Annotated in this window: 8 protein-coding genes and 1 tRNA gene; 5 read left to right on the top strand and 4 right to left on the bottom strand. The window is 65.6% G+C overall.

The annotated features are described in order from the left end of the window. The first annotated feature begins 511 nt into the window (after positions 1–511). The 4 genes from APM_RS13710 to APM_RS13695 all read left to right on the top strand — a co-directional run bounded on the left by APM_RS13710 (position 512) and on the right by APM_RS13695 (position 2,875). A complete protein-coding gene (locus APM_RS13710) occupies positions 512–757 on the top strand; it encodes a DUF4160 domain-containing protein (RefSeq protein WP_007423962.1) in 246 nt (81 codons plus the stop codon). Next, a complete protein-coding gene (locus APM_RS13705; RefSeq protein WP_039888838.1) occupies positions 744–1,157 on the top strand; it encodes a DUF2442 domain-containing protein in 414 nt (137 codons plus the stop codon). The genes APM_RS13710 and APM_RS13705 overlap by 14 nt, the downstream gene beginning before the upstream one ends. Before the next feature lie 159 nt (positions 1,158–1,316). Beyond that, positions 1,317–2,123: a hypothetical protein gene (locus APM_RS13700; RefSeq protein ID WP_158004998.1), complete on the top strand. Its 807-nt coding sequence runs from the start codon at positions 1,317–1,319 to the stop codon at positions 2,121–2,123. A gap of 14 nt (positions 2,124–2,137) precedes the next feature. Continuing rightward, the gene (locus APM_RS13695; RefSeq protein WP_138919203.1) at positions 2,138–2,875 is read left to right on the top strand and encodes a DUF5677 domain-containing protein; all 738 of its coding nucleotides are present in this window, start codon (positions 2,138–2,140) and stop codon (positions 2,873–2,875) included. A gap of 262 nt (positions 2,876–3,137) precedes the next feature. Here the strand turns inward: APM_RS13695 and recA are convergent, their stop codons facing one another. The 3 genes from recA to APM_RS13680 all read right to left on the bottom strand — a co-directional run bounded on the left by recA (position 3,138) and on the right by APM_RS13680 (position 7,009). Then, entirely contained in the window at positions 3,138–4,169 is a 1,032-nt protein-coding gene (gene recA / locus APM_RS13690) for a recombinase RecA (RefSeq protein WP_007423960.1), read from the bottom strand. 156 nt (positions 4,170–4,325) lie between these two features. Beyond that, positions 4,326–5,351: an aldose epimerase family protein gene (locus APM_RS13685; protein WP_007423959.1), complete on the bottom strand. Its 1,026-nt coding sequence runs from the start codon at positions 5,349–5,351 to the stop codon at positions 4,326–4,328. 14 nt (positions 5,352–5,365) lie between these two features. After that, the gene (locus tag APM_RS13680) at positions 5,366–7,009 is read right to left on the bottom strand and encodes an acyl-CoA dehydrogenase family protein (protein WP_007423958.1); all 1,644 of its coding nucleotides are present in this window, start codon (positions 7,007–7,009) and stop codon (positions 5,366–5,368) included. 100 nt (positions 7,010–7,109) lie between these two features. Here APM_RS13680 and APM_RS13675 point away from each other — a divergent pair. Further along, positions 7,110–7,183: transfer RNA gene (locus APM_RS13675), tRNA-Gly, on the top strand. A gap of 69 nt (positions 7,184–7,252) precedes the next feature. Here APM_RS13675 and APM_RS13670 read toward each other — a convergent pair. Continuing rightward, positions 7,253–7,939: site-specific integrase (locus APM_RS13670; RefSeq protein ID WP_007423957.1), on the bottom strand; the 687-nt coding region annotated here is incomplete at its 5' end.

Below are 7,939 nucleotides of genomic sequence, written 5' to 3'. Positions count from 1 at the left end.
GCGGGCGGCGGCGCGGCGCAGGCGGGTCCAGAGGAGGAGCAAAAGGGCGCGCGTGTCAGGCGCCAGATTTCGCGCCGCCCCGCGCACGGCGACGGCGTGGCAGAAGCCGTCGGTGATGGCACGGAAGCGGGCGGCGAGGTCCATGAACGGAACAGGAACACGGACGGGTGGGGGTGGGCAAGAATTTTTGCGCCGGTGGGGGTGACCCAAGCCAGACGCACGCCCTGACTTCAACAGAGCTCAATAGCCGTCATTGCTGACCGTCGCGCATTTCTGTCGCAAGAGATCGTATCAAGCGACAAAAATATGCGACATGAGAACGTCATATACGTGCAAAGAAGGACGATTGTCGTATGATTTACAAATTGCGCGACAATCCGCCGGCAATCGACCGTTTGGCGGACAACAGGGGAGGGGGCGATTTCACGCCCCGCCTCTGGATTGCGCAATCCAGAGACGCAGGGACAGGACGCGTCCTTTCCTAAGCGATTAGGTTTTGCTATATTGGAATATGCCCACGATCTTGCGCATCGGCGGCCTACGGGTCGTGATCTATCCGAACGACCATCGCCCCGCCCATGTCCACGTGATCGGCGCCGGGGAGGCGGTGTTCATCCTGCACTGCCCGGACGGCCCGCCAGAGTTGCGTGAGAGCTATGGGTTTAATCGGTCGGACGTGGCCCGCATCGAGGCGGGCCTGGTTGACCACCTCGCCACCCTATGCTCCGAATGGAGGGATATTCATGGCCGTTACTGAACAAGAGTTCACCCTGGCCGAAAAGCGCGCCCAGGCGCACCGCCAGGCGGGCTATGCCGTGGCCGCTCGCTATGACCGGCGCACGTCGCGCGTAGTGGTGAAGCTCAGCACGGATGTGCAGATCAGCTTCCCGCCGCGCTTGGCCGAGGGCTTGGCCGACGCCTCACCGGATGACTTGGCCACCATCGAAATCAGCCCCTCGGGTCTGGGCCTTCACTGGCCGAAGCTCGATGCGGACCTATACGTGCCCGGCCTACTGGCCGGTCAGCTCGGTTCCAAGCGATGGATGGCCGCCCAGCTCGGCGCGGCCGGGGGCAGCGTGCGTAGCCCCGCTAAGGCCGCCAGCTCTCGGGAAAATGGCCGCAAAGGCGGTCGGCCGCGCAAAGTGGCCAACGGATAACGTAGTCAAGACCCACCCAGCCGCGCACGAAAGCTAACGGACAACATGGCTCGAATGTACCCAGTCCACTTCATCGCTTATGACCTGGCTTCCCGGCCGCACGGCAATAGCCCCGCCGGAGTGATCCATTTTTCGCCTGATATGGTCAGGATCGAAAGGATGGCAGGTGGTGTCTCGTTAAATGTCGGCTACACGCTCCAGATCAATCCGGACACGTGCGCCAGCATCAGCAGCATCACCGCTGATCTGTATTTCCAAGGGAAGCAGTCAGTGCCAGTCGCGCTCGGCGTTGCGGCTGATCCTGAAAGCCACGTCATACACACCGGCTACAAATTCCCCCAAAATGGGATTAACTCCGTGATTAGGGGCTGCTTGCGGTTGCCGCTGAATCTAGCCGGGTTGGAGACAATCGAGCGGCTTCGTGATGGAGAGCAGGCAGACTTCCGCCTGACCGTGCGGGGCAGCGCACTCATCCTCAACCCGACAGAAAAGACCTGGGACGCCTGCATGTTCAAGGTTGACGGCGGTATGCCAATGTCGGCCCAAGTGCAGGTAAGCCGTGATCTCTGGGCTCCGCAGGTCCGGGCCGTCTCCCCCATGGGCAGCATCCTGGTGGAGGTTCCGCTAGCCGCCAGCCGCACGCCTCCGTGGAATACCGTGTGGGAACAACTGGACAAAGCTGCCGGCCACCTAGCTCAGGGCGGAGAAAGCGGGTGGGAAGGCTGCATCGCCAAAATTCGACAAGCGCTCGAACTGCGAGCAAAGATCGAAAAAATCCCGCCAGGTCCGCCGAAATCAGATCATGACCAGGACAGGCGGGAAAGGCTGAATGGGCTAGCTAAGGCCCTGTTCCACTACAGCAGCCTGGCTGTACATGCCGATCGCCACACGACACAGTGGAGCCGCGCAGATGCAATCCTGGCGTACTCGACGCTATGTGCGATCCTGGCCGTCCAAGACCCTTGATCGGGAGCGCAGCCGTGGAATGCACGGAGTTGATAGCCGAGTGGTTTAGCCTAGCCTCTGACTTAAGGAGTGCTTGTCTTTCTCTGCTATCAGAAACTCAGGTTCAACCCGCCTGCTCCCTTGAAGAAAGCAAAGAGCTGTTTGCTGTTCTTTTGTTCTGCCGCACGATCACAAATTTCAAGGGAGCTATAGCCCTTTTTCAACAAGGGCTCGTCATCGAAGCCCAAACGCTTCAGCGTTCTTGCTTCGAAAACTCTCTCTGGCTTCGGAGATTGGCGCACGAAGGAACGTCCTTCGCGAAGGCAATTTCGGATGATGGCCTAGTCAACGAAGCTAGCTTTGCGAAGCTGGTCATGCCGGCGGTCACAGACCAGAGCATGCTGACGCAGGTTAAAGAACATGTTGATTTGGGCAAAGGATTAAAGCGAATTGACGTCAAGGGGCCATCGACACTCGATGGTGCTACAGAAGACTACGCCGAATTCCGCCGTCTCAGCATGAGCGCCGCGCACCCATCTTCAACGTCCCTCCTACGGCATCTCGTGAAAAATCCAGAGACGGGCGACTTTGAAGTCACCGTGGAAGTGACGGAAGACGATCAGGAGACAATCACGAATCTATTTTTTTCCGTTGCCGCGATGATGCACACGCTGAACTCCTTCATCGAATGCGTCTCTTGTCCTGATGGAGAACGAGTCCGGAACGAGATGGCGAAGCGCATTGTCGCTTTGCAAACGCAAATTGCAACATAGTTCGGCAGGTCACTAAGCGCGGCCGTGACGGCGTTCGTCGCGCTGCCCGGCCTGCCGGTCGCGCTGCGCGAGGTCGCGGTCCTACCCGCAAGGGTGTCGCATAAATTAGGATTTATGCGACACTCCAAGCTTTGGGTATAGGTCTGCTTTACCAGCCAGTTCGTTCCTAAGCAGATAGTTAGTTATCCCCCATAGCCGTCGTTCCGCCGGGTCGATCGGGAAGAAGCGGCGGCGCCGGGGGCGCCGCCGGGGGAGCAGAAGATTAGTCGGCGGCTTCGGTTTCGGTTTCGTCGGTGATCATGGCGGCTTCGACGAGGTTGGCCTGGGCGCGGATGCGTTGTTCGATGGAGGCGGCGACGTCGGGGTTGTCGCGGAGGAACTGTTTGGCGTTCTCGCGGCCCTGGCCGATGCGCTGGCTGTCGCAGGAGAACCAGGCGCCGGATTTCTCGACGATGCCGGCCTTTACCCCGAGGTCGAGCAGTTCGCCGACCTTGGAGATACCCTCGCCGTACATGATGTCGAACTCGACCTGGCGGAAGGGCGGGGCGAGCTTGTTCTTGACCACCTTCACGCGGGTCTGGTTGCCGGTGACTTCCTCGCGGTCCTTGATCGAGCCGATGCGGCGGATGTCCATGCGGATGGAGGCGTAGAATTTCAGCGCGTTGCCGCCGGTGGTGGTTTCGGGGTTGCCGAACATGACGCCGATCTTGAGGCGGATCTGGTTGAGGAAGATCACCAGGGTCTTCGAGCGCGAGATCGAGCCGGTGAGCTTGCGCAGCGCCTGGCTCATCAGGCGGGCGTGCAGGCCGACATGGCTGTCGCCCATCTCGCCCTCGAGCTCGGCGCGGGGGACGAGGGCGGCGACGGAGTCGACCACGAGGACGTCGATCGCGCCGGAGCGGACCAGGGTGTCGGCGATTTCGAGCGCCTGTTCGCCGGTGTCGGGCTGGGAGATCAGCAGGTTGTCGACATCGACGCCGAGCTTGCGGGCGTAGATCGGGTCGAGCGCGTGCTCGGCGTCGACGAAGGCGCAGGTGCCGCCGCGCTTCTGCGCCTCGGCCACGGCGTGCAGGGCGAGGGTGGTCTTGCCCGAGGATTCGGGGCCGTAGATCTCGATCACGCGGCCGCGGGGCAGGCCGCCGATGCCGAGGGCGAGGTCGAGCCCGAGCGAGCCGGTGGAAATGACGTCGATCGCCTCGGATTCGCTGCGCGAGCCCATGCGCATGATCGAGCCCTTGCCGAAGGCGCGCTCGATCTGGGCCAGTGCGGCGTCGAGTGCCTTGTTCTTTTCCATCGGTAACTCCTGAAGCGTGTTGGGCGGGCCGGCGTGATGCAACCGGAGCGCGAAATTAGTCTAGCGGGCGCCGGGTTGCCCGTCGAGGATGAGTTTTGCATGAAGAGAACATATCGGCAACACGTTTGGTAAGAATTTATTAACCATTTGTTCTCGTCATGTTCTCGTCTGGTCGGTGGTGAAGCGCCAGACGGTGCTGGAACGGAAGGCCTCGCCGGGGTCGAGCCTGGTGGAGGGAAAGGCGGGGCGGTTCGGCGAATCGGGGAAATGCTGGGTTTCGAGGGCGATTCCGTCGCCGGGGCCGTAGGGCGGCAGGTCGAGCTTGCCGGCGGCGTAGACCTGCACGGCGGGCTCGGTGGTCTCGACGGCGAGGACGCGGCCGGAGGCGGGGTCGCGCAGGAGGGCGGCGGGGCCGATGACGCCTTCGGGCTTGTCGAGCACGAAGCAGTGGTCGAGCCCGGCGCGGGCGGGGCCGATTCGCTGCTGGCGGGTGAGGTCGAGCCAGGTGCCGGCGACGGGGGCGATGGCGCCGGTCGGGATGTTCGCCGCATCGGGCGGGAGGTAGCGCGCGGCGGCGACGGCGATTTCGTGGTCGAGCGCCGTGCCGCCGCCGGCGAGGTTGAAATAGGCGTGGTTGGTCAGGTTGAGCACCGTGGCGCGGCCGGCGACGCGGGCGGCATAGTCGAGGCGGAGCGTGTTGTCCGGCGTCAGCGTGTAGGTCACGTAGACGGTGAGGTCGCCGGGGAAGCCGTTCTCGCCGTCCGGACTGTGCAGGCGGAGGGTGAGGGCGCTGCCGGTGGCGGCGACGATGTCCCACACGCGGTGGCTGAAATTGGGCGTGGGACCGTCGGCCGGGCCGCCATGCAGGGTGTTGGCGCCCTCGTTGGCCGGCAGGGTGTGGCGGACGCCGTCGAGGGTGAAGGCGGCGCCGGCGATGCGGTTGGCGTAGCGGCCGACGAGCGCGCCGAAATAGGGGCTTTTCGTCTCGTAGTCGGCGAGGGTGGGGCAGCTCAGCACGACATTGGCGAGGCGGCCGCGGCGGTCGGGGGCGAGGAGTTCGTCGACGATGCCGCCATAGTCGAGCAGGCTGACCGACATGCCGGCCGCGTTCGCGAGGGTGATCCGCCGCACCTTCGCGCCGGCGCGCGTGGTGCCGTAGGGGGCGATGACGGGTTCGGGCATGGGCGGTCGGTCCTTCAGGCGTTTGGGCAGGCGTCCGGGATGACGGCGGCGCGGGCGAGGAGATCGGCGTCGCCGCCGGTGGCGCCGGCGGCGCCGAAGGCCAGCGCGGGGTGGACGATGCGCGCGGCGATGAAGCGCTCGGCGACGGCGGCGGGGGCGTGGCGGAGCAGCAGCGCGGCCGAGAGGGCGAGGGCGAGATGCTCGACGAGGCGGCGGGCGACGGGCTCGGCCGATTCGGGGCGTTCGAGCATCGCCTCGACGCCGGCGATCAGCGCATCGAGCGCGGTGTCCGCGCCGCGGGCGGGGGCGAGTTCGGCGGCGAGGGCGGCGGCGGCCTCGGGCGTGCGGGTCAGCGCGCGCAGCACGTCGAGGCAGATGACGTTGCCCGCCCCTTCCCAGACGCCGTTCAGCGGGGCCTCGCGGTAGAGCCGGGCGATCGGGTGTTCCTCGACGAAGCCGTTGCCGCCGTGGCATTCCAGCGCCTCGGCGAGCAGGGCGGGGGCGCGCTTGCAGGTCCAGTATTTCGCGACCGGGACGATGATCCGGGCGAGGGCGGCTTCGGCCGGGTTACGGGCGGCGGCGTCGGTCGCGGCGGCGGCGCGCAGGGCGAGCCAGAGCGCCGCCTCGGCCTCCAGCGCCATGTCGGCGAGGACGGCGCGCATCAGCGGCTGGTCGATCAGGGCGCGCTGGAAGGCGCGGCGATGGGCGGCGTGGTGCAGGGCGAGCGAGGTGGCCTGGCGCATCAGCGACGCGGCGCCGAGCGCGCATTCGAGGCGGGTGAGATGCGCCATCTCGATGATGGTGGCGATGCCGCGGCCCTCGGCGCCGACCATGACCGCCTCCAGCTCGTCGAACTCGACCTCGGAGGAGGCGTTGGAGCGGTTGCCGAGCTTGTCCTTCAGGCGCTGGATGCGCACCGCGTTGCGGCTGCCGTCGTCGCGCCAGCCCTGGGCGAGGAAGCAGGAGATCGTCTCGCCGGTGCGGGCGAGGGTGAGGAAGAGGTCGCTGGTGGGGACCGAGAAGAACCATTTGTGGCCGGTCAGGCGCCACGAATCGCCCGCGCGGGTCGCGGTGGTGCGGGTCTGGCGCAGATCCGAGCCGCCCTGTTTCTCGGTCATCGCCATCGCGACGCCGAGGGCCGGTTTTTCCGCCGGCGGCAGCGGGCGCGGGTCGTAGCCGGGCGCGAGAATCCGGTCGCGGAAGCGGGCGAGCAGGTCGGGCGCGTGGGCGAGGGCGGCGGTGGCGGCGAAGGTCATCGCCGCGGGGCAGCAGACGCCGGGCTCGCCCTGGCCCCAGAGATAGGCCACGGCGGCGCGGGCGACATGGGCGCCGGGGCGGGGTTCGGTCCAGGCCAGGCTGTGGAAGCGGTCGGCGCGGATCATGCCCATCAGGCGGTGCCAGGCGGGGTGGAAGGCGACCTCGTCGATGCGGTGGCCGAAGCGGTCGAAGGCGGCGAGTTCGGGCGGGTTGCGATTCGCCTCCCGCGCCAGGGCGCGCAGTTCGGCCGAGCCGATCCGGGCGCCGACCGCGGCGAGATGGGGGGCGGCCCAGCCGGCGCCGAAGGCGGAAACCGCCTCGAGAAGGGCGGCATCGCCGGTGAAGGCGTCGTGCGCCGGCGGTTCGCCGGCCTGGTTGAAAACCTCGTGCGTGACGGGCATGGCGGCAGCATAGCCGCGCGGGCGCGGCTTGTCTCGCCCGGCATTGTCCCGCCCGGCTCTATTGATGGCGGCGCGCGCTGCGCTTATACCCTGTGGCGTTGCGGGTGTAGCTCAATGGTAGAGTTCCAGCCTTCCAAGCTGGCTGTGCGGGTTCGATTCCCGTCACCCGCTCCATTGATTTCATTAGATTTTTTTCCGTAGACTGTCTGATGCTAGACAGTTAGACAGTTGGTAGACAGTCCCTCATTTTCTCAGCCGGATTAACGAGGGCTTCGACTCGGCCTTCGTCCGTCTTGACGCCCGCCCAGTGGCCCCGGACTGCTTCTTCTGGTTGCCGGCCGCAGTCGCCTCTCGAATGAGTGATCCGAAGGTTTCTGCCAGCTTGTCCTGCGTTTCCACGGCCAGCCGGTAATTGTCGGCACCCCGCAGATAAATCTCTAGGTTGCGGTCGGACGTGTGCCCGGTGATGGCCCGGAGGGCGCGGTTCTCGACGCCGAGCATCTTCAGGATCGTCGGTCCGGTCGCCCGCAGGTCGTGCAGCGTGTAGCGCGGCAGGCCCAGGCGCTCGCGCATGTTCCGCAGCGTTTCCTCGGCGTTCACCTTCTTCCACGGCTTGCCCTGCGGTGTAGACAGCAGAAGGTTGTCTACGCCCGGGTAAGCCTCCAACATTTCGGTCAGCAGGGCGGGGACGTGCAGGACCATCCAGCCACCGACACGGCTCAGCTTGGACTGCTGGAACCGCAGCGTCCGGGCCTTCGGGTCATACTGGTCCCTCGTGTAGGCAATCACGTCGCTGATCCGCTGGGCGGTCAGCAGCAGCGCGACCAGCAAGGCCCTGAATGCCGGGGTCGCCTCGGTCAGAACGGTTCTCAGCACATCCTCCGGCCAGGGCCGGTTCTGGTCGGACGGCGGCTCGTCGAAGCGGTCGGA

Origin of the sequence: Acidiphilium sp. PM, from assembly GCF_000219295.1 — a bacterium.
Taxonomy (GTDB): domain Bacteria; phylum Pseudomonadota; class Alphaproteobacteria; order Acetobacterales; family Acetobacteraceae; genus Acidiphilium; species Acidiphilium multivorum.
This window is presented reverse-complemented; position numbering and strand designations above follow the sequence as displayed.

What these genes read in the sequence shown, in the direction of transcription:
- APM_RS13710 (WP_007423962.1), top strand. Translation starts at nt 512, where the DNA reads ATGCCCACGATCTTGCGCATCGGCGGCCTACGGGTCGTGATCTATCCG.
- APM_RS13705 (WP_039888838.1), top strand. Translation starts at nt 744, where the DNA reads ATGGCCGTTACTGAACAAGAGTTCACCCTGGCCGAAAAGCGCGCCCAG.
- APM_RS13700 (WP_158004998.1), top strand. Translation starts at nt 1,317, where the DNA reads ATGGCAGGTGGTGTCTCGTTAAATGTCGGCTACACGCTCCAGATCAAT.
- recA (WP_007423960.1), bottom strand. Translation starts at nt 4,169, where the DNA reads ATGGAAAAGAACAAGGCACTCGACGCCGCACTGGCCCAGATCGAGCGC.
- APM_RS13685 (WP_007423959.1), bottom strand. Translation starts at nt 5,351, where the DNA reads ATGCCCGAACCCGTCATCGCCCCCTACGGCACCACGCGCGCCGGCGCG.
- APM_RS13680 (WP_007423958.1), bottom strand. Translation starts at nt 7,009, where the DNA reads ATGCCCGTCACGCACGAGGTTTTCAACCAGGCCGGCGAACCGCCGGCG.